This is a genomic window from Comamonas sp. UBA7528, assembly GCF_002479375.1.
GTDB lineage: Bacteria > Pseudomonadota > Gammaproteobacteria > Burkholderiales > Burkholderiaceae_C > Comamonas.
This window is the reverse complement of sequence record NZ_DLMU01000011.1, coordinates 1-26,411: the sequence shown is the minus strand read 5'-3', so window position 1 is coordinate 26,411 and position 26,411 is coordinate 1. Positions and strand designations below refer to the sequence as shown.

Genomic DNA, 26,411 nt, shown 5'->3' with positions numbered 1-26,411 from the left:
GCGGCTGGTGCCAGGCGACTGGCACCAGACCGCTGCCCTGCGGGCACAAAAAAAGCCAGCACGGGTGCTGGCTTTTTGCATGGCGGAAAGAACCGAGCGCGCCAGGGCCGCGCGCCGCAGCTGGCGGGCCTTCAGGCCTCGGCCAGCAGTTTTTCGATCAGCTTGTGCAGCTCGGCAAAGTCGGGGGCGCCGACATAGGTCTTCACGATCTCGCCGCGCTTGTTGACGATGTAGGTGGTGGGCGTGATGCGGATATCGCCCCAGGCCTTGGCAGCGGCACCGGTGTTGTCCAGCGCTACCTTGAAGGGCAGCTGACGCGACTGGACAAAGTTCACCACATAGCTGGGGGGGTCGTAGCTCATGGCCACGGCCAGGGTGTCGTAGCCCTTGTCCTTGTACTTGTCGTAGGTCTTGATGATCTCGGGCATTTCCGCCACGCAGGTGGTGCAGCTGGTGGCCCAGAAGTTCACCAGCGTCACCTTGCCCTTGAGGTCTTCGGTGGTGCGGGTGCTGCCGTCGAGCAGCACAAAGGACGACTGCGGCGCAGCCGCGCTGTGACTGCCCCAGAACACATAGGCCCCCAGGCCTGCGAATGCGGCAAGCGCCACGCCTGCCATCCAATGTTTGATTGCCATGTTGTGATTGTGTACCAAGCGCCGGAACCGATGCCAGCGTGCAGGATTGGAGCCTGATGCTGGACAAAAGTTCTGTGCGGGGAAAGGGCAGGGCACAGTGCCCCCAGCACGTGGAAATACCTGGCAAGCATCGGCTTTCTTGCGCGTTAGTGCGCGTACAGAAAATGCGGGGGCTGCCGATAATGGCGGCATGACCACATTCGCTGCCCGTTGCGCTTCTCTTTTTGCGGTGTGCGCTGCTGTCGCCACGCTTTCGGCCTGTGACCACAAGCCGGAGCTGACCTGGCACGAAGTCACGCTGCGCGATGCGGAACTCCATGCCCGTTTCCCCTGCGAGCCCGATGTGGCCCAGCAGAAGGTGGATTTCGGCATGGAGCAGGGTGCGGTGAATGTGACCATGATGGGCTGCGATGCGGTGGACGCGACCTACGCCGTCTCGCACTGGCTGCTGGACGATGTGCGGCAGGCCGACGATGCCCTGGCCTACTGGGAAGCCGCGGTGCTGACCAAGCTCAAGGCCGTGGACAGCACGGAGGGCAAGAGCGGCGCACCTTTTGTGCCGGTCGGGGCCATGAACCTGTCGCGCTCCATCCGCGCCACGGTGCAGGGGGAAGGGCCGTCGGGCTGGACCATCACCACGCATGGCGTGTGGTTCGCCAAGCAGGAGGGCGACAAGGCCCGGATCTACCACGCGGTGATCTACGCGCCCAAGCCCCAGCACGAAGTGGCCTCCCAGTTCTTCCAGGCCCTGGAACTGCAGAACTGACGGGATGAGGGGCTGGTGGACTGGGGCGGTGCACGGAGAGGACCTCACCGCCTGCCGTCCCGCCCAGGCGCTGTGGCAGGCGTGGCGCGTTCAGGCGCTGCCATGGCATGGCCTTGCAGTGCCACGGCAGCCCGCATTGTTGTCAAAGCACCACGGACTGTCCCTGTCACGGCCCTGGCGGGCATGCCAGCACCCGCGGGCGGGGTGACCGGGCGGGCCATAATGGACGGAACAATCGCGCTCCATGAAACCTGTTCGCATTCTCCTCATCGCCCATGCGCCCCTGGCGCACGCCTTGCGCGAAGCGGCACTGCATGTCTTCAATGACTGCGGTGGCGATGTGCTGGCGCTGGACGTGCAGGCCCATGCCGAACCCGAAGACACCCTCCAGAAAGCGCGGGCCCTGCTGCCGGCGCAGTCCGAAGAGGGCCCCCTGCTGGTGCTGACCGACGTCTTTGGCGCCACCCCCAGCAACGTCGCCCTGCGTCTGGTGGAAGGCCGCAATGCACGCGTGGTGACCGGGGTGAACCTGCCCATGCTGCTGCGTGCCTGGTGCTACCGCGCGGAGTCTTTGGAAAACCTGGCCGCCCGTGCGCAAGCCGGCGGCACGCAAGGCATCATGCTGGCCGGTGGTGGCAGCGCGCCCCAAAACCAGCGTCCCCGTTTGCACCATGATTCAGACCACAGTCACCATCAGCAATAAGTTGGGCCTGCACGCCCGCGCGTCCGCCAAGCTCACCAAACTGGCGGGCAGTTTCCCCTGCGAAGTCTGGCTCTCGCGCGGCGAGCGCCGTGTCAACGCCAAAAGCATCATGGGCGTGATGATGCTGGCCGCCGGCCTGGGTGCCGAAGTGGTGCTGGAAACCGATGGCGAGCAGGAGCAGCAGGCCTCGGATGCCTTGCTGGCCTTGATCAACGACAAGTTTGGCGAAGGTCAGTGAGCGCCTGCTCTTGATATTGCTGCGATGCAGCAATATCAGGCAGCGCAGGCCTAAGCTTGCCTTGCATCAAGAGAGCCCGACCCGGCGTCTGTGGTGTAGGCTGGAATCGCTGGCGCTGGGCTGACAATAGCGGCCTGCGCAACGCGCCTTGCAAGGCGCACCAGAAGAAGGATTGACCGCATGACGTTCGCTATCCATGGCCTGGCCGTTTCCCGGGGAATTGCCATTGGACGCGCCGTCGTGGTGGCCTCCAGCCGCATGGAGGTGCGGCACTATTTCATCCAGCCCGAGCAGGTGGAGAGCGAAATCGCCCGCACCCGTGCCGCGCGCAATGCGGTGGTGACCGAGCTGTCGCGCCTGCTGGAGAGCATGCCGGTGGATGCCCCCGGCGAGGTGGCGGCCCTGCTGGAAGTGCACCTGATGCTGCTGCAGGACGAGCTGATGGTCAACGGCGTCAAGCAGTGGATCACCGAGCGCCTGTACAACGCCGAATGGGCGCTGACCACGCAGCTGGAGGTGATCTCGCGCCAGTTCGACGAGATGGAGGACGATTACCTGCGCGAGCGCAAGTCCGATATGGAGCAGGTGGTCGAGCGCATCCTGCGCCACATGCGCGGCGTGGCCAGCCCGGTTTCGCCCGAGGCCTGCGCCGCCAAACCCCGGCGTGCCTCCGATGCGCAGCAGACATTGTCCGACGACATGACCGATGCCCCGCTGGTGCTGGTGGCCCAGGATCTGTCGCCGGCCGACATGCTGCAGTTCAAGCGCAGTGTGTTCGAAGGCTTTGTGACCGCCGTGGGCGGCAAGACCAGCCACACGGCCATCGTGGCGCGCAGCATGGACATTCCGGCCGTGGTGGGCGCACGTGCCGCCAGCCAGCTGGTGCGCCAGGACGACTGGGTCATCATCGACGGTGACGCCGGTATCCTGATCGTCGATCCGTCGCCCATCGTGCTGGAGGAATACCAGTTTCGTCGCCGCCAGATGCTGCTGGAGCGTGAGCGCCTGACCCGCTTGCGCCACACCCCGGCGCAGACGCTGGATGGCCAGAAGATCGAGCTGCTGGCGAACATCGAACAGCCCGAGGACAGTCCCGCCGTGGTCAAGGCGGGCGCCGTGGGTGTGGGGCTGTTCCGCAGTGAATTCCTGTTCATGGGCCGGGGCGGGAAGCTGCCCGGCGAAGAAGAGCAGTACCTGGCCTACCGCGCCGCGCTGGAAGGGCTGGAAGGCATGCCACTGACCATCCGCACCATCGATGTGGGGGCGGACAAGCCGCTGGAAGGCAAGATCAACGCCTCGCTGAATCCGGCGCTGGGCCTGCGCGCCATCCGCTGGAGTCTGGCCGAGCCGGTGATGTTCCGCACCCAGCTGCGCGCCATCCTGCGTGCGGCGGCCCATGGCAAGGTGAACATGCTGTTCCCCATGGTGGCGCACCGCAGCGAGATCACGCAGATCCTGGCGCAGCTGCGGCTGGCGCAGTCCGAACTGGATGCGCGCGGCATGGCCTACGGCAAGGTGGAACTGGGCGCGATGATCGAAATCCCGGCGGCAGCGCTGATGGTGCGCACCTTCCTGCAGTACTTCGACTTTCTGTCCATCGGCACCAACGACCTGATCCAGTACACGCTGGCGATCGACCGCGCCGACGAGGCCGTGGCCGAGCTGTACGACCCGCTGCACCCGGCTGTGCTGCAGCTGGTGGCCCAGGTGATCCGCGAGGCCAATGCGGCTGGCAAAAGCGTCTGTGTGTGTGGCGAGATGGCGGGGGATGTGGCATTTACCAAGCTGCTGCTGGGGCTGGGGCTGCGCAGCTTTTCCATGCACCCGGCGCAGGTGCTGGCGGTCAAGCAGGAAGTGCTGCGCACCGATACTCGCAAGCTGCATGACTGGGCACAGGCGGTACTGGATGCCGACGATCCTACGGCGGCGCTGCAGCAGACCGTAGACAGTCTGACGTCGCTGGCGGCGGTGGTGCCAGCGATGCGCTGAGGCCTGTCTCCAGTGTCTGCGCAGGGTGGGCTGTGCGGACTGTTTGGCAGGCGTCCGGCCGGGCGTGGCACGGGTGGTGGAAATGAAACACCCTGCGGATAAAAAGTTATTGAGATTTATTCGCATTCAATGCTATAGTTCAACCCATGGAAGCAGCCGACACCGCCCTGGTGGGAGTTTGAAGGTCGAGGCGGCTTCCCATGGTTTCATCGTGGGGCGACCTAAGGCCTGTAAAGCCTGAAAGTCGTTTTTTGCCAGCCAGCGGAATGCCCGGTTAGCCACGCAATTTTTTAACGCTGAAACCTGTGTGATCGTGAACTTTGACTGCGCCTTGCAGGCTGTTGCCGCAAGGCGTTTTTGTTTGGTGGCGTCATTCGGCTGCAGCCTTGGTGGCTGTCTCCGGGTGCTGCACGCAGCCATCGCGTATACAGCGCATCGCAAGCGGTTCCGCACGGCTGCGATCGGGGGCCGCCATAAAAAAAGCCATTGCCTGCAGGCAATGGCTTGGACCGCTGGAAGACGGCGGAAGCGCCGCGCGGGGTTACACGCCGGCGGCGTGGGCCTGTTGGTCTGCGTGGTAACTGGAGCGGACCATGGCGCCCACGGCGGCGTGCGTAAAGCCCATCTTGTAGGCTTCTTCCTCGAACATCTTGAAGGTGTCCGGGTGGACATAGCGGCGCACCGGCAGGTGGCTGTTGGTGGGCGCCAGATACTGGCCGATGGTCAGCATGTCGATGTTGTGGGCGCGCATATCGCGCATCACCTGCAGGATTTCCTCGTCCGTCTCGCCCAGGCCGACCATGATGCCGCTCTTGGTGGGCACCTTGGGGTGCAGCGCCTTGAACTTCTTGAGCAGGTTCAGGCTGAACTGGTAGTCCGAACCCGGGCGCGCTTCCTTGTACAGGCGGGGCGCCGTTTCCAGGTTGTGGTTCATCACATCGGGTGGCGCCGAGGTGAGGATTTCCAGCGCGCGGTCATCGCGGCCACGGAAGTCGGGCACCAGAATTTCGATCTGCGTGGTGGGCGACAGGGCGCGGATGTTCTGGATGCATTCCACAAAGTGGCCCGAGCCGCCGTCGCGCAGGTCGTCGCGGTCCACACTGGTGATCACCACATAGTTCAGCTTCAGGGCGGCAATGGTGCGCGCCAGGTTCAGCGGCTCGTCCTTGTCCAGCGGGTCGGGGCGGCCATGGCCCACGTCGCAGAACGGGCAGCGGCGGGTGCACTTGTCGCCCATGATCATGAACGTGGCCGTGCCCTTGCCGAAGCATTCGCCGATATTGGGGCAGCTGGCTTCCTCGCAGACTGTGTGCAGCTTGTTGCTGCGCAGAATGTCCTTGATCTCGTAGAAGCGCGTGGTTGGGCTGCCGGCCTTGACACGGATCCACTCGGGCTTCTTCAGCACTTCGGCCTGCTCCACCTTCACGGGGATGCGCGCCAGCTTGGCGGCCGCCTTCTGCTTGGCCAGCGGGTTGTAGTTTTCGGTGGACTGCGCTTCGCGCACGACTTCGTTGCTGCTCATGGTGTGCGTTTTTTCAGGGGGCGAGGCGGGCGATCAGCTGGTGGCCGAGCACGTGGGCAACCTCGTCCCAGGTTGTCTGGATGCCTATTGTAGAAAGGTCCACCGTGGGCAGCCCTGCATAGCCGCAAGGGTTGATGCGGGAGTAGGGCTCCAGGTCCATGTCCACGTTCAGCGCCAGGCCGTGGTAGCTGCAGTGGCGGCTGACCTTGATGCCCAGGGCGGCAATCTTGCCCAGGCCGGTGAAATCGGGTTCGGGCGCGCCGCTGCCAGGCGCGCGGTGCAGCGGGCGCTGCTCCAGCCGGGCGTGGCTGCGCGGGTCGTCCAGGCGCACATAGATGCCGGGGGCACCGGCCACACGGTGGCCGGTCACGCCAAAGTGGTCCAGCGTACGGATGGCGGCCTCTTCCAGGCGGTAGACATATTCCTTGACGAAATAGCCCAGGCGCTGCAAGTCCAGGAGCGGATAGGCCACGACCTGCCCCGGTCCGTGGTAGGTCACCTGGCCGCCGCGGTTGGTGGCCACCACCGGAATGTCGCCTGTTTGCAACAGATGGTCCGACTTGCCGGCCAAACCCTGGGTGAAGGTGGCTGGATGCTCGCAGATCCAGAGCTGGTCCGGCGTTTGCGCAGTGCGTGTGCGCGTGAACTCCTGCATGGCCTGCACAGTGGGCGCATAGGCCACACGCCCGATCAGGCGGGCATCCAGCACCGCGGCGCAGGCCACGGCGGCCTGCGCCGCGGCGGTGTTCACAGCACCACCTTGACCATGGGGTGGGAGGTCAGGGCGCGGTAGAGGTTGTCCAGCTGCTCGCGGCTGGTGGCCGTGACGGTGATGGTCACGCCCAGGTATTTACCAGAGCTGCTGGGGCGCAGTTCCACGGTGGAGGCGTCGAATTGGGGGTCGAACTCTTCGGCCACCTTGGTGATGGCGTGAACGAGACCGTCCGTCTTGACGCCCATCACCTTGATGGGGAAGAGGGACGGGTATTCGATCAGCGAATCCTTGCGCGGATCCTGTTCGTCTGGCGTGCTGCTGTCAGTCATAGTGCGGTTCATTCCCAGTTGTAAGCGGCGCAAGCCCAGGGCTTTGCTTGGCTATGGGCGGCATTGTGCGGTATCGTTGCGCCCGTTTTCTGGGCAGGGTTGGCTTACAGCCGGCTGGCTGCACACAAATTCCCGAGTGCAAGAGGGTTCGCCCTAACGAATCGGACGGGTTTCTACTTATAATCAGAGGCTTTGTGAAAAAGTTTAGGTCTGCTGCGGGCGCTCCACGATGAAAAAAAATGCACCCTGGCAGGACGAACTTGAGGCTGAAGAAGAGGATTTCAAGCCTCTGAGCCCGGAAGAGGCGCAGGCCTGGCGTCGGCGCAATCCGTCGCTGTCGGTCTGGCGCATCGTGTTGGGCCAGGTGGCAGTCGGTGTGCTGGTGGCTGTGCTGGCATGGTGGATCAGCGGTCAGGCCCGTGTGGGCTGGTCGGCCGCGTACGGCGCCCTGTGCGTGGTGGTCCCGGCGGTGGTCTTTGCGCGTGGCGTCACGCGTGGTGGTCCGGCCGCTGGTGCAGGTTCCGCGATGACGCGCCTCTTTGGATGGGAATTGGTCAAGTTGGTGTTGTGCGTTGCCATGATGGCCGCCGCGCCAAGCTTGGTGAAGGACCTGAGCTGGCTGGCACTGCTCGCCGGCATGGTCGTAGTGATGAAAACGTATTGGATCGCGCTGCTGGTGCGATCCGGTGTCCGAAAAACTGAAGTTTGAGAAGAGAGTTGACGATGGCCGCTGATGCGAACGCCCCAACTGCAAGTGAATACATCGTTCACCACTTGCAACACCTGCAAAACATCAAGCAGAAGTCCGTCATCGATTTCTCGGTAGTCAACTATGACTCCGTCGCGGTCGCTGCCATCCTGGGCCTGCTGGGCATCTTCGTGATGTGGCTGGCCGTGCGCAAGGCCACCTCCGGTGTGCCGGGCCGCTTCCAGGCTGCGGTGGAAATGCTGGTCGAAATGGTGGACAACCAGGCCAAGGCCAATATCCACAACGCCCAGTCGCGCAAGTTCATCGCTCCGCTGGCACTGACCGTGTTCGTCTGGATTTTCCTGATGAACGCCATGGACATGCTGCCTGTGGACCTGCTGCCCGTGCTGTGGCAAGGCGCCACCGGTGACCACCACGCCTACCTGCGTGTCGTGCCCACCGCCGACCTGTCCACCACGCTGGGCCTGTCGTTCGCCGTGCTGGTGCTGTGCCTGTACTACAGCGTCAAGATCAAGGGCCTGGGTGGCTGGGGCCACGAGCTGGTGACCGCCCCCTTCGGCACCTCCAAGAATCCCGTCTTCGCCCTGATCCTGGGCGTGGTCAATCTGCTGATGCAGATCATTGAATACGTTGCCAAGACCGTGTCGCATGGCATGCGACTGTTTGGCAACATGTACGCTGGTGAGTTGGTGTTCATGCTGATTGCCCTGATGGGTGGCGCAGCGGCTATGTCGCTCTCTGGCGCGTTGCTCCCTGTGGGGCACATCATTGCAGGCACGATCTGGGCGATCTTCCACATCTTGGTGATCACCCTGCAGGCCTTCATTTTCATGATGCTGACGCTGATTTACCTCGGCCAGGCTCATGAAGCTCACTGACCCTTCCCCTTTCAACCTTTCAACTTTCCTTTAATCTCTAGGAGTCATCATGGAAAACATTCTCGGTCTCGTCGCTCTGGCTTGTGGTCTGATCGTTGGTCTGGGTGCTATCGGCGCTTCGATCGGTATCGCTCTGATGGGCGGCAAGTTCCTGGAATCCTCGGCTCGCCAGCCTGAGCTGATCAACGAACTGCAAACCAAGATGTTCATCTTGGCCGGTCTGATCGACGCTGCTTTCCTGATCGGTGTGGCTATCGCTCTGCTGTTCGCTTTCGCCAACCCCTTCGTCCTGGCCTAAGCTCCGATCAACGCCCTAGATAGAAAGGTGTTGCCGTGAGTATCAACGCGACCCTGTTCGTTCAGGCCATTGTTTTCCTGATCCTGGTGCTGTTCACGATGAAGTTCGTGTGGCCCCCGATCGCGAAGGCACTGGATGAGCGAGCCCAGAAAATCGCCGATGGCCTCGCTGCTGCCGACAAGGCCAAGTCCGAACTGACCGCTGTGAACAAGCGTGTCGAGCAGGAACTGAGCCAGACGCGCAACGAGACAGCATCGCGGCTTGCGGACGCCGAACGCCGCGCCCAGGCCATCATTGAAGAGGCCAAGGCCCGCGCGACAGAAGAAGGCAACAAGATTGTTGCCGCTGCCCGCGCCGAAGCTGAGCAGCAAGCCGTTGCCGCCCGTGAAGCCCTGCGCGAGCAAGTGGCTGCATTGGCTGTGAAGGGTGCCGAGCAAATCCTCCGCAAGGAAGTGAACGCCGGCGTCCATGCTGATCTGCTGAACCGCCTGAAGACAGAGCTGTAAGGAAAGCAAAATGGCAGAACTCGCCACCATTGCCCGCCCTTACGCCGAAGCATTGTTCAAAGCCAGCGCCGACAAGGGCGCTGATTTGGGCAGCACTGTCGCTTGGGTGGAGGAATTGGCGGCGATTGCCGCCGATCCGCAATTGCGCCAACTGGCCGACAACCCCAATGTGTCGAAGACGCAAGTGTTCGATCTGATCGCGGGTGTGGCCAAGTCGGCATTGCCCGAGGCCGCGCGCAACTTTCTGCGTGTGATCCTCGAAAACGGCCGTCTGGACGCGCTGCCCGAAGTGGCAGCACAGTTCCGCAGCCTCGTGAACAGCAAGAGCGGCTCTTCGGATGCCGTGGTGTTCAGCGCTTTCCCCATTGCGGATGCAGCGCTGGCCGAGCTGGGCGCTTCGCTGGAAAAGCGCTTTGGCCGCAAGCTGAACCTCACTGTGAAGCCGGATGACTCGCTGATCGGTGGCGTTCGCGTCGTGGTGGGCGACGAGGTGCTGGACACCTCCGTCAAAGCCCGTCTGGAACAAATGAAAGCGGCCCTCATCGCGTAATGCGCGCTTGAGGTCTCGGCTAAACACAAGAAAGAAGGAAAGAGTCATGCAACTCAATCCCGCAGAAATTTCTGAATTGATCAAGAGCCGCATCGAAGGTCTGGCTGCGAGCACCGACGTCCGTAACCAAGGCACCGTGGTGTCGGTGACCGACGGTATCGTGCGCGTGCACGGCCTGTCCGACGTGATGGCTGGCGAAATGCTGGAATTCCCCGCTGGCGCCGATGGCCAGGCTTCGTTCGGCCTGGCGCTGAACCTGGAGCGCGACTCCGTGGGCGCCGTGATTCTGGGTGCTTACGAGCACATCAAGGAAGGCGACGTCGTCAAGTGCACGGGCCGTATCCTGGAAGTGCCCGTGGGCCCCGAGCTGGTCGGCCGCGTGGTGAACGCCCTGGGTCAGCCTATCGACGGCAAAGGCCCCATCAACGCCAAGATGACCGACGTGATCGAAAAGGTTGCGCCCGGTGTGATCGCACGTCAATCCGTGGACCAGCCGCTGCAAACCGGCATCAAGTCCATCGACTCCATGGTGCCCGTGGGCCGTGGTCAGCGTGAACTGATCATTGGTGACCGTCAGACCGGCAAGACTGCTGTGGCCATCGACGCGATCATCAACCAAAAGGGTCAGGGCGTGACCTGCATCTACGTGGCGATTGGTCAGAAGGCTTCTTCGATCAAGAACGTGGTGCGCTCCCTGGAGCAAGCTGGCGCGATGGAATACACCATCGTGGTGGCTGCGACCGCTTCCGAATCCGCTGCCATGCAGTACGTGTCGGCCTACTCCGGCTGCACGATGGGCGAATACTTCCGCGACCGCGGTGAAGACGCCCTGATCGTTTATGACGATCTGTCCAAGCAAGCTGTGGCTTACCGCCAAGTGTCGCTGCTGCTGCGCCGTCCCCCAGGACGTGAAGCTTTCCCCGGCGACGTGTTCTATCTCCACTCGCGTCTGCTGGAGCGTGCCGCTCGCGTGAACGCTGACTACGTGGAAGCTTTCACCAAGGGTGAAGTGAAGGGCAAGACCGGTTCTCTGACCGCTCTGCCTATCATCGAAACCCAAGCCGGTGACGTGTCCGCCTTCGTGCCTACCAACGTGATCTCGATCACTGACGGCCAGATCTTCCTGGAAACCAACCTGTTCAACGCTGGTATCCGTCCCGCTATCAACGCCGGTATCTCGGTGTCCCGCGTGGGTGGTTCGGCTCAGACCAAGCTGGTGAAGGGCCTGTCCGGCGGTATCCGTACTGACCTGGCACAGTACCGTGAACTGGCTGCGTTCGCGCAGTTCGCTTCCGACCTGGACGAAGCCACCCGCAAGCAGCTGGACCGCGGTGCCCGCGTGACCGAACTGCTGAAGCAAGCCCAGTACAGCCCGCTGTCCACTGCGCTGATGGGTGTGTCGCTGTTTGCCGTGAACAAGGGTTTCATGGACGACATCGAAGTCAAGCAAGTGCTGCCTTTCGAAGCTGGTCTGCACCAGTTCCTGAAGTCCAGCCACGCTGCCCTGCTGGACCGTCTGAACGAAAAGCGTGCTTTCGACAAGGAAGGCAAGGACGAGGCCGAATTGACCGCTGCCGTCGCTGCGTTCAAGAAGTCGTTCGCTTAAACCGGACGAGGAGCCATCATGGCAGCAGGTAAGGAAATACGCGGCAAGATCAAATCGGTGGAAAACACCAAGAAGATCACCAAAGCCATGGAAATGGTGGCTGCATCCAAAATGCGCAAGGCGCAGGAGCGGATGCTGGCTGCCCGTCCATACAGCGAAAAAATCCGCAACATTGCAGCCAACCTTGGTCAAGCCAACCCTGAGTACGTGCATCCGTTCATGCAAGTGAACGATGCCAAGAAGGTCGGCGTCATCGTGGTGACGACCGACAAGGGCCTGTGCGGCGGCATGAACACCAACGTGTTGCGTGCCGTCACGACCAAGCTGCGTGAACTGCAGGATGCGGGTATTACGACAGAAGCAGTGGCCATTGGCGGCAAGGGACTGGGTTTCCTGGGCCGTGTTGGTGCCAAGGTGGTTTCCCACGCTACAGGCCTGGGTGACACGCCGCATCTCGACAAGCTCATCGGGCCTGTCAAGGTGCTGCTGGACCAATATGCTGAAGGCAAGCTGAGCGCGGTGTACGTGGCGTACACCAAGTTCATCAACACCATGAAGCAAGAGTCGGTGGTGGAGCAGCTGCTTCCCCTGTCGTCCGAAAAAATGCAAGCCGAGAAGACGGGTGCATCGTGGGAATACATCTACGAACCTGACGCCCAGAGCGTCATTGACGAACTGCTGGTTCGTTACGCAGAGTCCCTCGTGTATCAGGCGGTGGCGGAAAACATGGCGTCCGAGCAATCGGCGCGCATGGTGGCCATGAAGGCCGCAACCGACAACGCCGGCAACGTCATCAGCGAGTTGAAGCTGGTCTACAACAAGACGCGTCAGGCAGCGATTACGACCGAGTTGTCGGAAATCGTGGCAGGCGCCGCCGCTGTGTAAACGGCTTTAACGCACAAACAGATTGGAGCAAAGAATGGCTCAAGTACAAGGCAAGATTGTTCAATGTATCGGCGCCGTGGTGGACGTGGAGTTCGCCCATGGTGAAGTGCCCAAGGTCTACGATGCGCTGAAGCTCGAAGGCTCGGCCCTGACGCTGGAAGTTCAGCAGCAGCTGGGCGACGGCGTGGTGCGTACCATTGCGCTGGGTTCTTCCGACGGTATCAAGCGTGGCCTGATGGTCACCAACACCGGCAACCCCATCACCGTGCCCGTGGGCAAGGCCACTCTGGGCCGCATCATGGACGTGCTGGGCAACCCCATCGACGAGCGCGGTCCCGTGGATCAGACTCTGACGGCTGCCATCCACCGCAAGGCTCCTGCGTACGACGAACTGTCGCCTTCGCAGGAACTGCTGGAAACCGGCATCAAGGTGATCGACTTGGTCTGCCCCTTCGCCAAGGGCGGCAAGGTGGGCCTGTTCGGTGGTGCCGGTGTGGGCAAGACCGTGAACATGATGGAACTCATCAACAACATCGCCAAGGCCCACAGCGGTCTGTCGGTGTTCGCTGGTGTGGGTGAACGTACCCGTGAAGGTAACGACTTCTATCACGAAATGTCGGACGCCGGCGTGGTGAACCAAGAGTCTCTGAACGACTCCAAGGTTGCCATGGTCTACGGCCAGATGAACGAGCCCCCAGGAAACCGTCTGCGCGTGGCGCTGACCGGCCTGACCATGGCTGAAGCGTTCCGTGACGAAGGCAAGGACGTGCTGTTCTTCGTGGACAACATCTACCGTTACACCCTGGCCGGTACCGAAGTGTCCGCTCTGCTGGGCCGTATGCCTTCCGCCGTGGGCTACCAGCCTACCCTGGCCGAAGAAATGGGCAAGCTGCAAGAGCGTATCACCTCCACCAAGGTGGGCTCGATCACTTCCATCCAGGCCGTGTACGTGCCTGCCGATGACTTGACCGATCCTTCGCCTGCCACGACCTTTGCTCACTTGGACTCCACCGTGGTGCTGTCCCGTGACATCGCTTCGCTGGGTATCTACCCCGCCGTGGACCCGCTGGACTCCACCAGCCGCCAGCTGGACCCCCAAGTGGTGGGTGAAGAGCACTACAACGTGGCCCGCTCCGTGCAAGGCACGCTGCAGCGCTACAAGGAACTGCGCGACATCATCGCCATTCTGGGCATGGACGAACTGGCACCGGACGACAAGCTGGTGGTGGCACGTGCCCGTAAGATGCAGCGTTTCCTGTCGCAGCCTTTCCACGTGGCTGAAGTGTTTACCGGCGCTCCCGGCAAGTACGTGCCTCTGGCTGAAACCATCCGCGGTTTCAAGATGATTGCCAACGGCGAAGCCGATCACCTGCCCGAGCAGGCCTTCTACATGGTTGGCACCATCGACGAAGCCTTCGAGAAGGCCAAGAAGCTGGCCGCCTAAGGTGAACCGCAGGCACTGGATGCGCAAGCGTCTCCTGCCTGTTCACCCCAAGCCCAGATTCCCACCTTTTCCAAGGAGCAAAGATGAACACCATCCACGTTGATGTGGTCAGTGCCGAAGAGTCCATCTTCTCCGGTGAAGCGCGCTTTGTCGCCTTGCCCGGTGAAGCGGGCGAGTTGGGCATTTATCCCCGCCACACACCGCTGATCACCCGCATCAAGCCGGGTTCGGTGCGCATCGAAATGCCGGATGGCAGCGAAGAATTCGTCTTCGTGGCCGGCGGCATTTTGGAAGTGCAACCCAACTGCGTGACTGTGCTGTCCGACACCGCGATCCGCGGCAAGGACCTGGACGACGAGAAGGCTCAGAAGGCCAAGGCCGCTGCCGAGGAAGCCCTGAAGAACGCCAAGAGCGAGCTGGACCTGGCCAAGGCCCAGTCCGAGCTGGCTGTCATGGCGGCCCAGATCGCTGCCCTGCGCAAGTTCCGCCAAAAGCGCTGATCTCCTGCGGGAGTTCTGCATGAAAGCCACCGCAAGGTGGCTTTTTTATTGCCGTGGCAGGGTGCCGGTGGACAAGGGGTGTTCCGGCATGGCTGAAACGCGCTTTTCAGGGTTGGCGCGCGACTGCGCAGTACAGCCGCAGTCCCGGGTGGGGTGCGTTGCGGCGGTTGAAAAAATATTTTCTTTCCGGGCCCCGGCCCCAAGGATGTGGATATGCGGTGCAGCGGTCGTCTGGTGCAATGGAATGAGGCCCGGGGTTTTGGCTTTGTGCAGATCGATGGCAGCGGCGAGCGGGTGTTTGTGCACATCAGCGCCTGGCAGCCCCGGCCCGATGCGCAGCAGCGCCCGCAGGTCGGCATGCCGCTGACCTTTGCGCTGGGCATGGTCCAGGGCAAGCCGCGCGCCTTGGCCGTGGCATGGCAGGAGCCCCATCGGCGCGCGCCGGTGCAGGGCCGGGCCCGGGCGGCAGGCGCCACGCCTGTGCCGGGGCACGTGCGGCGATCGCAAGCGGCACGCACGCCAGCCCACCACCGTGGCGCCTATACGCCGTTGCTGGTCTTGGCCCTGTGGTGGGTGGCGGTCGCTGCGGTGTGGGGGGTGTCCGAATGGGGGGTGTTGGCCTATGCGGGGCTGAGCCTGTGGTGTTTCGGCGCCTACTGGTATGACAAGCAGCAGGCGCAGTCGGGGGGCTGGCGCACGCCCGAAGCCACCTTGCACACGCTGGCACTGTTGGGGGGCTGGCCGGGCGCTTTGCTGGCCCAGCAGTGGCTGCGGCACAAGTCGAGCAAACCGGAATTCCGCCAGGCGTTCTGGGCCACGGTGGTGCTGAACATGCTGGCATTCACCGGTTTGCATGCACCCGCCGTGCAGGCGTGGCTGTTGCATCGCTGAAGCGCAGCAGCGCAGCGGGTGACAGATCCGACGCCGACCCGAAGGTGGGTCGCTGCTGGAGCGCGGTGTGACCGCTTACAGGTCCTTGAAGAACCGGCCTTGGACCACCGGCGTATCGGGCAGGCTGGCGCCATGGCCGGTGTGGTGCGCGGCGTCGGCCGGGAAGTGCGCCGCCAGCAGGTCGGAGACACGCAGCAAGGCGGTTTCCATCCCTTGCGCATAGGCATCGCGGCGGAAATCCTGCTGCATGCCCTCCAGCACGGCCTGCCAACTGGCGGCCGGCACGGCGCGGTGCAGTGCGCGGTCGGCCACGATCTCGATGGCGTGGTCTGCCATCAACAGGTAGATCAGCACGCCGTTGTTCTGCTCGGTGTCCCACACGCGCAGCTTGCCGAACAGCGCCACACCCCGCTCGCGCGCCGTCGCGTCGCGCCAGATGTAGCTATAGGGCAGGCCGCCTTCCACGCACAGGCGCACCTGGCCGCTGTGGCGCGCTTCGCTGGCGGCCACCTGGCGCTCCAGCCGCAGCAAGACCTCGGGCGGGAAGGCGCGGCGAACCTGGCCCTCTGTCCAGCGGTGGTGCAGCAGGCGCTGCAAACGGTTCCACAAGCCTGCCATGTCACCAACTCCCCGAGGCGCCGCCGCCTCCAAAACTGCCACCGCCGCCGGAGCTGAACCCTCCGCCGCCACTGAAACCGCCACCGCCGCCAGAGCCTCCACCCCAACCGCCGCCACCGATGAAGGGGCCGCCTCCACCCCCGCCGCCCCCGCGGCTGTTGGACAACAGGGTGAACAACAGAGCCAGCACGCCGGCACCGCCGGCCAGCAGCAGGCTGGTGGTCAGCACATAGGCCAGGAAGCCGGTGCCGCCACCCATGATGGCGGCGCCCAGTTTGTTGCCGAAGATGCCGCGCACGATGGGGCCCGCCACCATCACCCCGAAGAACAGGAAGATGGCCAGCTCTTCCAGGTCCCAGCCCCGGTCTTGTTGGCGTGCGGGTTGGCTGGGGGCCGGGAGGGCTTCACCGGCGATGCGCGCAGCGACCTGGTCCAGCGCGGCCAGAATGCCGCCGGCGTAGTCGTTCTGGCGAAAGTGCGGGGCCATCTGCTGGTCGATGATGCGCGCTGCCGCCAGATCGGGAATGGCGCCTTCCAGGGCACGCGCCACCTCCATGCGCATGCGCCGGTCGTTCTTGGCGACCACGATCAGCAGCCCGTCGCCCACCTCCTTGCGACCGATCTTCCAGCTGTCGGCCACGCGCCAGGCGTAGGCGGCGATGTCTTCCGGTGCCGTGGTGGGTACCATCAGCACGACCACCTGGGAGCCGGATTTTTCTTCGATGCCCCGCAGCCGGTTTTCCACAGCCAGGGCCTGCTCGGCCGACAGGGTCTGGGTCTGGTCCATCAGCCGCGCTGTAAGGGCAGGCACGGGCTGCAGCGGCTGTGCGACGGCAGACTGCCACAGTGCAAAGACGAGGAGGAGCAGAGCGCCCAGTGTGCGCCGGCAGTGCATCAGAGGCATGGTGAATCCTGCTCCGGATGGCGGCACTTACTTTTTGCCGCTGGAGAAGTCCACCGTGGGAGGACGCGAGATTTCGGCCTCGTTCTGCACCGTGAAGTTGGGCTTGGGCTTGTAGCCAAACACCATGCCGGTCAGGTTGGTGGGGAAGCTGCGCGCCAGCACGTTGTAGTCCTGCACGGTCTTGATGTACTGGTTGCGGGCCACGGTGATGCGGTTTTCCGTGCCTTCCAGCGTGACGCGCAGGTCACGGAAGCCCTGGTTGGCCTGCAGCTGGGGGTATTGCTCGGCCACCACCATCAGGCGGGACAGCGCGCCGGACAGCTCGCCCTGGGCCTGCTGGAATTTGTTGAAGGCCTCGGGGTCGTTGATCAGCTCGGGCGTGGCCTGGATGGAGGTGGCCTTGGCACGGGCTTCGATCACCTTGGTGAGCGTGTCCTGCTCGAAGCTGGCTTCGCCCTTGACCGAGGCCACGATGTTGGGCACCAGATCGGCGCGGCGCTGGTATTGGTTCAGCACCTCGCTCCAGGCGGATTTGGTCTGCTCGTCCAAACGCTGGAAATCGTTGTAGCCGCAGCCGCTGAGGCCGAGGGCAAGGGCGAGAATGGCAAGCAGACGTTTCATGGCAGACCTCGTAGGCAGTGTTCAGCAAAAGGCGCAAAGAAGCACAGATTGTGCAACAGAGCGACCGTTGGTCGGTGTAGGGCGGCAGGCACAGCATGCGAGAGCATGGCGGCGTGCAGCCCTGCACAAAATCCCTGGGTTCTGGGGCGCGGGTATGCTCCGCACATGCAGGTGCCCACTATCATGACGCATTCAGGCTGCTTGTTGGTTGCGCAGAGGTGTGCGAAGCCGGGTGAACGGAAGAAGGAAGCGTTGCGCTATGGATGACATCGTGAAGCAGGCCCTGGCTAAATGGCCCAACGTGCCCGATTGCTACGGTTGGCTGGCCCTGGATGCGCGCGGGCGCTGGTTCCTGCGTGACCAGGCCACCCAGGCGTGTGGCTTTTTCCCCAGCAGCAAGGGATCGCTGCTACAGCACGAAAAGCTGATCGACTTCATCGGCCGCAATTACGAGGTGGATGAGCGAGGCTGCTGGTATTTCCAGAATGGGCCGCAGCGCGTGTATGTGGAGCTGGAAGACACCCCGGTGGTGTGGCGGGTGGACGAGGATGGCAGCGTGCGTACCCACACCGGCCGGCCGGTCCAGCCGCAGCGCTGCCTGGTGGACGAGCAGGGGCATGTCTATCTGGTGGCCGATGGTGTGTTGGGCCTGGTGCACACGCAGGACGTGATGCGCATGGCGGCCTTGATCGAAGCCGGGCGCTGGGAGCCGCACGAGGTGTGCAGTGCAGCCCTGGAGGCCCAGTTCCGGTTTGTGCGTAGCCCGGAGCAACTTGTGGCCGACGCGCCGTCCGCAGCGGCCTGATCCACGCAGGGACTTGCGCCCGGGTCAACGCGCCTGAGCGCGCAGGACCATCAAAAAAGGACCGCAGCGCGGTCCTTTTTCGTGGGCGGAGCACAGAGGGATTACTTGGCCTCTGCAGTCTCTGCTGCCGCAGCGGGAGGCTGGGGCTCGTCGAACTTGCCGCCGCCAGCATTGGCCATGAACGCCACACCGCGTGCAATTTCCAGGTCATTGAAATCACCGCCACCTTGCGGTGCCATGGCGCCCTTGCCCTTCAGCGCCGACTGGACCAGGGTTTCAAAGCCCTGTGCCAGACGAGGGCCCCAGGCGCCGGCATCGCCGAACTTGGGTGCGCCCGACACGCCGGTGGCATGGCAGGCCGCGCACTGGCCCTTGTACACGTCTTCACCGCCGCGCAGCGGGCGGTTGGCATCGCGGATCTCGACGGAGCCGATCTTCTGGATGCGCATGGCCTGCGCCATATCGTGGTTGCCTGCCCCCGGGCCGGTCTTGTTGGAAGAACTCACGAATTGCACCAGACCGATGATGACGAACACCGGGATGACAAACGAGAAAAAGACCGCGATCAGCAATTGCTTGGGATTCTTGACCGGGCCCGTATGGGCTTCTTCGTGGGAGGTGGCGCTCATGAAGACCTCAATTTTTGTGTGGGCTTAAAGGAACTGCGGATTATATCGACCGCCTGTGCGCTAGCCACTGGCAACGCCACGGGTTGACGCGGTGGCCGCACTTGTCGTGAGGTAGATCAAGAAGCCGGCATCTGGGCCATAAAACAACAAGGCCCTGGCGGGTGCCAGGGCCTTGTCGGGGCGTGCCTGCGGGCAGGCTGTGCGGCGGCGCTGCTGCGCCTTACTGCGCCGGTGCTGCAGCTGCGGGGGCTGCTGCTGTCTGGGTGGTTTCGGTCCAGCCGCCGCCCAGCGCCTTGTAGAGCAGCACCTGGTTCTGCAGCTGTGCCAGTCGCACCTGCACCACAGCCTGCTCCAGCGTGAACAGGGAGCGCTGGGCATCCAGCAGATCCAGGTAGCTGGCCACACCGTTGGTGTAGCGCAGGTTGGACAGATTCAGGCGCGAGGACTCGGCTTCCAGCTGGGCCTGCTGGGCACGCAGCTGTTCTACCAGGGATTCGCGGCTGACCAGGGCATCCGAGACTTCGCGGAACGCGGTCTGGATGGCTTTCTCATACTGCGCCGCAGCAATCTTCTTGCTGGTTTCCGCCACCTCCAGATTGGCCTGGTTGCGGCCTGCCGTGAAGATCGGCAGGTAGATCGACGGCGCAATGCTGAACGTGGTGGAGCCGGACTTGAACAGGTCGGACAGCTCGGTGTTGGCAAAGCCGGCTGCGGCGGTCAGCGAGACGTTCGGGAAGAACAGCGCGCGTGCCGCACCGATGCTGGCATTGGCGGCCACCATGCTCTGTTCGGCCTGGCGGATGTCCGGGCGGCGCAGCAGCAGGTCGGAAGGCAGGCCCGCAGGCACATCGGCCAGCGCCGGCAGATCGGCCAGCCGCTTGCCTTGCAGGCTGGCGAGCAGCTCGGCAGGTACCTGCTGCCCCACCAGCAAGGTCAGCGCGTTGATGTCCAGATCGCGCTGGCGGGTCTGCTGGGCCAGCGTGGCGCGGGCATTCTCGGTCAGCGAGCGGGCTTGCTGGAAGTCCAGCTCCGACGAGGCTCCGGCATCGAAGCGCAGCTTGGCCAGGCGCACGGACTCTTCGCGTGTCTGCAGCGTGCGCTGCGAGATGGCGCGCAGTTCCTCATCGGCCTGCAGCCCCAGCCAGGCGTTGGCGACCGCGGCCACCAGACTGATCTGGGTCGACTTGCGGCCTTCTTCCGTGGCCAGGTACTGGGCCAGGGATTGCTCCTTGAGGCTGCGGATGCGGCCCCAGAAGTCAATTTCCCAGCTGGGCATGGACAGGCCCACCATGTAGGTGTTGACGTAGCCGGAACCGTCGGTGCTGGCAGCACGGGACCCCTGGGCGGCCACCCCCAGCTCCGGAAATTGCGCGGCGCGCTGGATCTGGTACTGGGCGCGGGCCTGCTCGATATTGAGCACGGCCACGCGCAGGTCGCGGTTGTTGTCCAGCGCCAGGGTGATCAGCTGCTGCAGACGGGCATCCGCGAAGAAGTTCTGCCACGGAATGTCGGCAGCGGCCGTGCTGGTGCTGGCGGCATTGGCTGCCGGGTAGCTGGCAGCCACGGGCGTCGCCGGGCGCTCCAGTTGCGGAATGAAGGAGCAGCCAGAGGCCAGCAGCGCGCCGACCAGCAGGGTGGGAACAAGTCGCTTAGTCATGGTGAGAGCCTCCGTCAGTCACCGCAGCGGTGGATGCGGGAGGGGTCTTGTCTTGGTCGAGCTTCTGGCCAAACAGCTTGAAGACGCCGATGAAGAAGATGGGAACCAGGAAGATCGACAGCGGCGTGCCAATCACCATGCCCCAGAACACGCCGGTACCGATTTCGCGCTGGCTGGCCGCGCTGGCGCCGGAGGCGATGTACAGCGGCACCACGCCCAGAATGAACGCCAGGGACGTCATCAGAATCGGGCGGAAGCGCAGATGGGCTGCCTCCAGTGCCGCGTCATAGGCACTCATGCCCTGGGCGTGCAGGTCCTTCGCAAATTCCACGATCAAGATCGCGTTCTTGGCGGACAGACCGATCACGGTGATCAGCGCCACCTGGAAGTAGATGTCGTTGGGCATGCCGCGGATGAACATGCCGGCCAGCGCGCCCAGCACGCCCAGTGGCACCACCAGCATCACGGACAGCGGAATGCTCCAGCTTTCATACAGCGCAGCCAGGCACAGGAACACGGCCAGGATGGAGAAGGCGTAGAGCAGCATGGCCGAGGAGCCGGACTTCTTTTCGTCCAGCGACTGACCGGTCCACTCGTAGCCAAAACCTTCGGGCAGGTCGAGGGCGAGCTTTTCCATCTCGGCCATGGCCTGGCCGCTGGTGTAGCCGGGCTTGGCGGAACCGGTGATGCTCATGGAGGGGTAGCCGTTGTAGCGGGTCACCTGCATGGGGCCGGAGATCCACTTGGCGCTCACCATGGTGGAGAGTTCCACCAGCTTGCCATCCGCATTGGGCACCGTCAGACGCAACACGTCTTCCGGCTGCATGCGGCGGTTGGCATCGGCTTGGATGGTCACGCGCTGCATATAGCCCTGGTTGGGGAAGTCGGTGGAGTTCGACGAACCCAGTGCCGTGGCCAGCGTGGAAGCCAGATCCCCCATGCTGACGCGCTGTGCATACACGGCGTCGCGGTTGATGTTGACCTGCCACTGTGGTGCATCGTCCACACCGTCAAAGCGCACACCGGTCAGGATGGGGCTCTGGTTGGCCTTGCCCATCAGCATGTTGCGCGCTTCCAGCAGGGCTGCATGGCCCTTGGCGCCACGGTCCAGCAGGCGGAACGTGAAACCATCGCTGTTGCCCAGTTCCGGAATGGAAGGCGGCACCAGGGTGTAGATGAAGCCATCGCGCAGCGCCATCATGGCACCCATGGTGCGGCCGGCAAACGATTGCGCATCCGAGCCCGCACCACTGCGTTGCGACCAGTCCTTGAGGGTGGTGAACGCCAGGCCCATGTTCTGCCCCTGGCCGGAGAAGCTGAAGCCCAGAATGCTCACGATGTGGTCGGTTTCGGGCTGGCTCAGCACAAACTTTTCCAGCTCGGCCATGGCGTCACCGGTACGGTCCAGCGTGGCGCCGGGCGGCAACTGTGCCAGCGAGATCACATAGCCCTGGTCTTCCGTCGGCAGGAAGGCGCTGGGCAGCTTCATGAACATGAATGCCACACCGGCGATCACCAGCAGATAGACCACCACGGCCTGGAACGAGCGCTTGACCACGGAATTCAGTGCACCGTGGTAGCGCTTGGTGCCGGCGTCGAACTTGCGGTTGAACCAGTTGTAGAAGGGACCCAGCGGGCCGGTCTTCTTGTCATGCGCATGGCCCTTGGGAATGGGCTTGAGCATGGTCGCGCACAGCGCAGGGGTCAGCGTCAGCGCAAAGAAGCCGGAGAAGAAGATGGAGATGGCCATCACCAGCGAGAACTGGCGATAGATGTTGCCGGTGGCGCCGGAGAACATGGCCAGCGGCAGGAACACGGTGACCAGAATCACCGTGATGCCCACCACGGCGCCCTGGATCTGCCCCATGGCCTTGATCGTGGCTTCCTTGGGCGGTATGCCTTCCTCGGCCATGATGCGTTCGACGTTCTCCACCACCACGATGGCATCGTCCACCACGATACCGATCACCAGCACCATGGCGAACATGGCCAGGATGTTGATGGTCAGCCCCGCCGCCAGCATGACGCCGAAGGTCCCCAGCAGGGCGATGGGCACCACGATCGTCGGGATCAGGGTGTAGCGGATGTTCTGCAGGAAGACCAGCATCACGATGAACACCAGCACGATGGCTTCGAGCAGGGTGTGCACCACTTTCTCGATCGAGATCTTGACGAACTTCGAGGTGTCGTACGGTGCGGACCAGTTCACGCCCGGGGGCAGGAAGGGCGCCAGCGTGTCCATCTTTTCATAGACCAGCTTGGCCGTGGCCATGGCGTTGGCGGTGGAGGTCAGCTGCACGGCCATGGCGACGGCAGGCTTGCCGTCCAGGCGCGAGTTGAAGGCATAGGACTCGGTGCCCAGCTCCACGCGGGCCACGTCCTTGATGCGCACCGTCGAGCCGTCGGCGTTGGAGCGCAGCACCACGTTGCCGAATTGCTCGGGCGTCGTGAGCTGGCCGGGGACCACGATACTGGCGCTCATGGTCGTGCCGGGGACGTTGGGTGTGTCACCCAGTGCACCGCCGGAGATCTGCTGGTTCTGTGCGGCGATCGCGGCATTCACCGAGGCAATGGGCAGACCATAGCCTTGCAGCTTGATGGGGTCGACCCAGATGCGCATGGCGCGGCCGGCCGCGAACAGCTGGGCCTTGCCCACGCCTTCGAGGCGCTGGACTTCGGGCAGCACGTTGCGGTTGACGTAGTCGGCAATGTCGTCGCGCGAGGTCTCCCCAGATTCGGCCTGGAAGGCCAGAATCATCAGGAAGTTGCTCATCGCCTTGTCGACCTTCACACCCAGCGCCTGCACCACGCTGGGCAGACGGGGCTCAGCCCGCGCCAGGCGGTTCTGCACGTCCACCTGGGCCAGGTCGGCATTGGTGCCGGGCTTGAATGTGAGGGTCAGGGTGCCCTGGCCCCCGGCGGGGGCCTTGCTTTCCATGTACATCAGGCCGGCGGCACCGTTCATCTCACGCTCGATGAGCTGGAGCACCGAATCGGTCATGGTCTCGGAGGTGGCTCCGGGGTAGGTGGCCGTGACCGTGATCGTGGGCGGTGCCACGGACGGGAACTGTGCCACTGGCAGCTGGGTGATCGAGATGATGCCGGCCAGCACCACAAAGATCGCAATCACCCACGCAAAGATAGGGCGGTGGATAAAAAACTTCGACATAGGAATCTGTCCCGTTTATTGGGCCGCCGCAGGCTTGGTGTCTGCAGCAGCTTCCGGCTTGGCGGCGTGGGCTTTCTCTGTGGCTGGTGCGGCCGGAGCGGCTGCTGCGGGAGCGGCCTTGGCGTCGGCTTGCCATGGCACCGGGGTCACCTTCTTGGCCCCCATGCCGACCTTGATCACGCCGTCCACCATGACTTTTTCGCCATCCTTGAGGCCACCCGTCACGATCCAGTTGTTGCCTTGTGAACCATTGATCTGCACGGGACGCGGGGCCACCGTGCCGTCTTCCGCCACCACCAGCACGAAGTTGCCCTTTTCATTGCGGGTCACGGACTGCTGGGGAATGACAGCGGCGTTGTCCACCTGGGCCTGTTCCAGCTGCACGCGCACATACATGCCGGGCAGCAGCAGACCATTCGGATTGGGCAACTCGGCACGGACGCTGACCTGGCCGGTGTTCTCGTCCACGGTCAGATCGGTGAACAGCATGCGGCCGGTGTGGCCGTATTCCTTGCCGTCTTCGGTGAAGACATGGACCTTGGCGGCGTTCGCGCCGTCACGGGTGAGCTTGCCGGCGGCCAGCGCTTCCTTGAGCCGCAGGATGTCGGTCGAAGACTGCGTCAGGTTGACATACAGCGGATGGATCTGCTGGATGGTGGCCAGTTGGGTGGCTTCGCCCTGGCCGACCAGCGCGCCCTCGGTCACCATGGCGCGGCCAATGCGGCCGGCGATGGGGGCGGTGACTGTGGCATAGCCCAGATTGACATTGGCGTTGGTCACACCGGCCTTGCCGGCGGCCACCTGGGCCAGTGCCGCTTTTTCGGCCGCAATCGCGGCGTCGTAGTCCTGCTTGCTGATGGCATTGGCTTCCACCAGGGGCTTGTAGCGGCGTGCGGTGGCGGCCGCTTGCACCAGGCTGGCTTCGGCCTGGGCCAGGGTGGCCTGCGCGCTTTGCAGATTGGCCTGGTAGGGCGTGCTGTCGATCTGGAAGAGCTTCTGGCCGACCTTGACGTCCGAGCCTTCCTGGAACAGGCGCTTTTGCAGGATGCCGGCCGCGCGTGCGCGGACCTGGGCGGTGCGGAAGGCTTCCAGGCGACCGGGCAGGTCGGTTACCAGGGGAACGCTGCCCAGTTTCACGGTCACCACACCGACTTCCGGAGGCTTGGCCTGTGCGGCCGCTTGCGCATTCTGCGCACCGTCATTTTTGTCGCCGCATGCAGCCAGGCTCAAGGCCGACACCACTGCCACGCCCAGGGCGATGGCGCGCAAACGGGCGTGGGGGGCGAAGAGGGGGGCCTTGGCCGCATGGCTTGCTTCATACACGGGATGCATGAAAGTCCTTCCGGTAGTTTGTTGGATGCAAAAAAGGGCGCGATGCCTGTGCGTCGCGCCAAAAACAGAGTCTCACGCCCTGAAAATCGATGTCGCAATTATACATACATCCATGAATGTATAATGACACTTGAGGCTGCTACCTGCATCCTCGGAGTCTGTGGGATGAATGTCAAACCCTGTGTGGGAAGGAGTGCAGCGTGGCGCGTCGGACAAAGGAAGATGCTTGCGCGACCCGCAACAGTCTGCTGGATGCGGCGGAGCAGGTGTTCTATGAGCAGGGGGTGGCGCGTGCCTCGCTCAATGAAATAGCGCAGCGCGCCGGAGCCACGCGGGGTGCGGTCTATTGGCACTTCAAGGACAAGCTGGATCTGTTCTACGCCATGCTGGAGCGGGTCACGCTGCCGCTGGAGCAGGCGGCCTACGGCGAGGATGTGGGCGGCGCCCGGCTGGAAGGCCTGGCGCGGGTGCGGCACGTGATTGCTTCCGTCTTTGTGCGGCTCGAAGAGGATTCGCAGACCCGCAAGGTGTTCGAGGTCCTGTTGCACAAGGTGGAATACGTGGGGGAGCTGGTGTCTGTGCAGGAGCGCAATGTGCAGGCGATGGCTGAGTTCGATGCCAAGCTGGAAGCTGCGCTGGTGTATGCGCAGGGCGCGCAACAGATCGAACTGCCGGTCAGTGCGGCCGAGGCGGCGCTGGCCTTGCGCTGTCTGTTTGACGGTGTGATCCAGAGCTGGCTGCTTTCGCGCGGTGGTTTTGGACTCTCGGCGGTGGGCATGCGCGCCGTGGATGCGTATCTGCGGGGACTGGGGTTTGCCTTGCCTGCGTGAAGCTGCGCTGACTGCGTGGGAAAGTCATGCCACAATAGCGGGCTTGAGACGTTGAATTGTGTCTGCAGCGGCTGTAGCTCAGTGGATAGAGTATTGGCCTCCGAAGCCAAGGGTCGTGGGTTCGATCCCCGCCAGCCGCGCCAACTTCTGCTGCACTTTGTGTGCGGTAGAAGAAGAAAAAATCACCGATTTCTTTTTGTGAGAAAAAACGGTGCTACAATTCAAATCTCTTCGGAGGGGTGCCCGAGTGGCTAAAGGGGGCAGACTGTAAATCTGTTGGCTTACGCCTACACTGGTTCGAATCCAGTCCCCTCCACCAGTAATGGTTGTAAGAGAAGTGTCGCTTAAGGCGATGCGCGCAAACGCAAGGTTTGCGGGAGTAGTTCAATGGTAGAACCCTAGCCTTCCAAGCTAATGACGCGGGTTCGATTCCCGTCTCCCGCTCCAGGTTTGAAATTCCAACATTGCGCATTCGTGCGTGGTGTTTGCCCATGTGGCTCAGTGGTAGAGCACTCCCTTGGTAAGGGAGAGGTCGGCAGTTCGATCCTGCCCATGGGCACCATCCTTCTGGTGCTTCTTTCAGATGGTAGCGCCCAGAGCAAGTTAGAGCATTTGATTTTTTTCGGAGTCGAAAAAATGGCAAAAGAAAAGTTCGAGCGCACCAAGCCCCACGTGAACGTGG

General features: G+C 63.2%; 26 protein-coding genes, 4 tRNA genes and 1 pseudogene. 20 read left to right on the top strand and 11 right to left on the bottom strand.

The annotated features are described in order from the left end of the window. Positions 1-131: 131 nt before the first annotated feature. Positions 132-635 carry a TlpA disulfide reductase family protein gene (locus tag B3349_RS15020; protein ID WP_291589923.1) on the bottom strand — a complete coding sequence of 168 codons (504 nt, stop codon included), beginning with the start codon at positions 633-635 and terminating at the stop codon, positions 132-134. A gap of 190 nt (positions 636-825) precedes the next feature. On the opposite strand from B3349_RS15020, the gene B3349_RS15015 reads away from it, so the two are divergent. The 4 genes from B3349_RS15015 to ptsP all read left to right on the top strand — a co-directional run bounded on the left by B3349_RS15015 (position 826) and on the right by ptsP (position 4,331). Then, on the top strand, positions 826-1,401 hold the full coding sequence (locus B3349_RS15015; protein WP_291589921.1) for a hypothetical protein: 576 nt from the start codon (positions 826-828) through the stop codon (positions 1,399-1,401). A 244-nt stretch (positions 1,402-1,645) separates the two neighbouring features. Beyond that, a complete protein-coding gene (locus B3349_RS15010) occupies positions 1,646-2,104 on the top strand; it encodes a PTS sugar transporter subunit IIA (protein ID WP_218333396.1) in 459 nt (152 codons plus the stop codon). Further along, the gene (locus B3349_RS15005; RefSeq protein WP_066541878.1) at positions 2,073-2,342 is read left to right on the top strand and encodes an HPr family phosphocarrier protein; all 270 of its coding nucleotides are present in this window, start codon (positions 2,073-2,075) and stop codon (positions 2,340-2,342) included. Before B3349_RS15010 ends, B3349_RS15005 begins: the two co-directional genes overlap by 32 nt. A gap of 180 nt (positions 2,343-2,522) precedes the next feature. After that, positions 2,523-4,331: a phosphoenolpyruvate--protein phosphotransferase gene (gene ptsP / locus B3349_RS15000; RefSeq protein WP_291589917.1), complete on the top strand. Its 1,809-nt coding sequence runs from the start codon at positions 2,523-2,525 to the stop codon at positions 4,329-4,331. 541 nt (positions 4,332-4,872) lie between these two features. Here ptsP and lipA read toward each other — a convergent pair. The 3 genes from lipA to B3349_RS14985 form a co-directional block, all read right to left on the bottom strand. After that, complete coding sequence (gene lipA, locus B3349_RS14995) at positions 4,873-5,853, bottom strand: lipoyl synthase (RefSeq protein ID WP_291589915.1); 981 nt, start codon at positions 5,851-5,853, stop codon at positions 4,873-4,875. A gap of 13 nt (positions 5,854-5,866) precedes the next feature. After that, positions 5,867-6,508 (bottom strand): lipoyl(octanoyl) transferase LipB, encoded by a 642-nt coding sequence (gene lipB, locus B3349_RS14990; RefSeq protein WP_291590011.1) that lies wholly within the window; start codon positions 6,506-6,508, stop codon positions 5,867-5,869. A gap of 92 nt (positions 6,509-6,600) precedes the next feature. Next, positions 6,601-6,897 carry a YbeD family protein gene (locus B3349_RS14985; RefSeq protein WP_291589913.1) on the bottom strand — a complete coding sequence of 99 codons (297 nt, stop codon included), beginning with the start codon at positions 6,895-6,897 and terminating at the stop codon, positions 6,601-6,603. Between the two features lie 229 nt (positions 6,898-7,126). Here B3349_RS14985 and B3349_RS14980 point away from each other — a divergent pair, with 229 nt between their 5' ends. The 10 genes from B3349_RS14980 (at position 7,127) to B3349_RS14935 (ending at position 15,164) form a co-directional block, all read left to right on the top strand. After that, complete coding sequence (locus tag B3349_RS14980; RefSeq protein WP_066541865.1) at positions 7,127-7,606, top strand: ATP synthase subunit I; 480 nt, start codon at positions 7,127-7,129, stop codon at positions 7,604-7,606. Positions 7,607-7,620: 14 nt separating this feature from the next. Beyond that, positions 7,621-8,484, top strand: a complete 864-nt coding sequence (gene atpB, locus B3349_RS14975) for a F0F1 ATP synthase subunit A (RefSeq protein WP_066541863.1) — start codon at positions 7,621-7,623, stop codon at positions 8,482-8,484. Between the two features lie 49 nt (positions 8,485-8,533). Beyond that, entirely contained in the window at positions 8,534-8,782 is a 249-nt protein-coding gene (gene atpE / locus B3349_RS14970) for a F0F1 ATP synthase subunit C (RefSeq protein ID WP_011803767.1), read from the top strand. A 35-nt stretch (positions 8,783-8,817) separates the two neighbouring features. After that, positions 8,818-9,288, top strand: a complete 471-nt coding sequence (locus tag B3349_RS14965; RefSeq protein ID WP_066541861.1) for a F0F1 ATP synthase subunit B — start codon at positions 8,818-8,820, stop codon at positions 9,286-9,288. Positions 9,289-9,298: 10 nt separating this feature from the next. Beyond that, positions 9,299-9,838, top strand: coding sequence for a F0F1 ATP synthase subunit delta (locus B3349_RS14960; protein ID WP_291589901.1), 540 nt, complete (start codon positions 9,299-9,301; stop codon positions 9,836-9,838). Between the two features lie 46 nt (positions 9,839-9,884). Then, the gene (atpA, locus tag B3349_RS14955; protein WP_283339870.1) at positions 9,885-11,444 is read left to right on the top strand and encodes a F0F1 ATP synthase subunit alpha; all 1,560 of its coding nucleotides are present in this window, start codon (positions 9,885-9,887) and stop codon (positions 11,442-11,444) included. A gap of 18 nt (positions 11,445-11,462) precedes the next feature. Continuing rightward, positions 11,463-12,329 (top strand): F0F1 ATP synthase subunit gamma, encoded by an 867-nt coding sequence (gene atpG / locus B3349_RS14950; RefSeq protein WP_291589899.1) that lies wholly within the window; start codon positions 11,463-11,465, stop codon positions 12,327-12,329. Between the two features lie 34 nt (positions 12,330-12,363). Then, positions 12,364-13,773, top strand: a complete 1,410-nt coding sequence (gene atpD, locus B3349_RS14945) for a F0F1 ATP synthase subunit beta (RefSeq protein ID WP_283339868.1) — start codon at positions 12,364-12,366, stop codon at positions 13,771-13,773. 83 nt (positions 13,774-13,856) lie between these two features. Next, on the top strand, positions 13,857-14,273 hold the full coding sequence (locus B3349_RS14940) for a F0F1 ATP synthase subunit epsilon (RefSeq protein ID WP_066541852.1): 417 nt from the start codon (positions 13,857-13,859) through the stop codon (positions 14,271-14,273). Between the two features lie 213 nt (positions 14,274-14,486). Beyond that, entirely contained in the window at positions 14,487-15,164 is a 678-nt protein-coding gene (locus B3349_RS14935; protein ID WP_291589894.1) for a DUF1294 domain-containing protein, read from the top strand. A gap of 75 nt (positions 15,165-15,239) precedes the next feature. Here B3349_RS14935 and B3349_RS14930 read toward each other — a convergent pair whose 3' ends face one another. Genes B3349_RS14930 through B3349_RS14920 form a run of 3 tightly spaced genes read right to left on the bottom strand, consistent with a single transcriptional unit; the run spans position 15,240 to position 17,307 of the window. Then, a complete protein-coding gene (locus B3349_RS14930; protein WP_291589892.1) occupies positions 15,240-15,782 on the bottom strand; it encodes a TPM domain-containing protein in 543 nt (180 codons plus the stop codon). Position 15,783: 1 nt separating this feature from the next. Next, positions 15,784-16,686 carry a TPM domain-containing protein gene (locus B3349_RS14925; RefSeq protein WP_414646910.1) on the bottom strand — a complete coding sequence of 301 codons (903 nt, stop codon included), beginning with the start codon at positions 16,684-16,686 and terminating at the stop codon, positions 15,784-15,786. A 27-nt stretch (positions 16,687-16,713) separates the two neighbouring features. Further along, a complete protein-coding gene (locus tag B3349_RS14920) occupies positions 16,714-17,307 on the bottom strand; it encodes a LemA family protein (protein ID WP_280013285.1) in 594 nt (197 codons plus the stop codon). Between the two features lie 259 nt (positions 17,308-17,566). Between B3349_RS14920 and B3349_RS14915 the strand changes: the two genes are divergently transcribed. Continuing rightward, the gene (locus tag B3349_RS14915) at positions 17,567-18,112 is read left to right on the top strand and encodes a DUF2946 family protein (protein WP_291589889.1); all 546 of its coding nucleotides are present in this window, start codon (positions 17,567-17,569) and stop codon (positions 18,110-18,112) included. A 107-nt stretch (positions 18,113-18,219) separates the two neighbouring features. Here B3349_RS14915 and B3349_RS14910 read toward each other — a convergent pair. From B3349_RS14910 to B3349_RS14895, 4 genes and pseudogenes are all read right to left on the bottom strand, one after another. After that, positions 18,220-18,741: pseudogene (locus B3349_RS14910) on the bottom strand (c-type cytochrome); the annotation flags it as partial. 220 nt (positions 18,742-18,961) lie between these two features. Further along, complete coding sequence (locus B3349_RS14905; protein ID WP_291589887.1) at positions 18,962-20,398, bottom strand: efflux transporter outer membrane subunit; 1,437 nt, start codon at positions 20,396-20,398, stop codon at positions 18,962-18,964. Beyond that, positions 20,391-23,567 (bottom strand): efflux RND transporter permease subunit, encoded by a 3,177-nt coding sequence (locus B3349_RS14900; protein ID WP_291589885.1) that lies wholly within the window; start codon positions 23,565-23,567, stop codon positions 20,391-20,393. The genes B3349_RS14905 and B3349_RS14900 overlap by 8 nt, the downstream gene beginning before the upstream one ends. Positions 23,568-23,582: 15 nt before the next feature. Next, complete coding sequence (locus B3349_RS14895) at positions 23,583-24,899, bottom strand: efflux RND transporter periplasmic adaptor subunit (protein WP_291589883.1); 1,317 nt, start codon at positions 24,897-24,899, stop codon at positions 23,583-23,585. A gap of 200 nt (positions 24,900-25,099) precedes the next feature. Here B3349_RS14895 and B3349_RS14890 point away from each other — a divergent pair, with 200 nt between their 5' ends. The 5 genes from B3349_RS14890 (at position 25,100) to B3349_RS14870 (ending at position 26,291) form a co-directional block, all read left to right on the top strand. Beyond that, positions 25,100-25,729 (top strand): TetR family transcriptional regulator, encoded by a 630-nt coding sequence (locus tag B3349_RS14890; protein ID WP_291589881.1) that lies wholly within the window; start codon positions 25,100-25,102, stop codon positions 25,727-25,729. A gap of 67 nt (positions 25,730-25,796) precedes the next feature. Next, positions 25,797-25,872, top strand: a tRNA-Arg gene (locus B3349_RS14885). Positions 25,873-25,962: 90 nt separating this feature from the next. Next, positions 25,963-26,048, top strand: a tRNA-Tyr gene (locus tag B3349_RS14880). Positions 26,049-26,102: 54 nt separating this feature from the next. Then, positions 26,103-26,176, top strand: a tRNA-Gly gene (locus tag B3349_RS14875). 40 nt (positions 26,177-26,216) lie between these two features. Beyond that, positions 26,217-26,291: transfer RNA gene (locus B3349_RS14870), tRNA-Thr, on the top strand. The last annotated feature ends 120 nt before the right edge of the window (positions 26,292-26,411 follow it).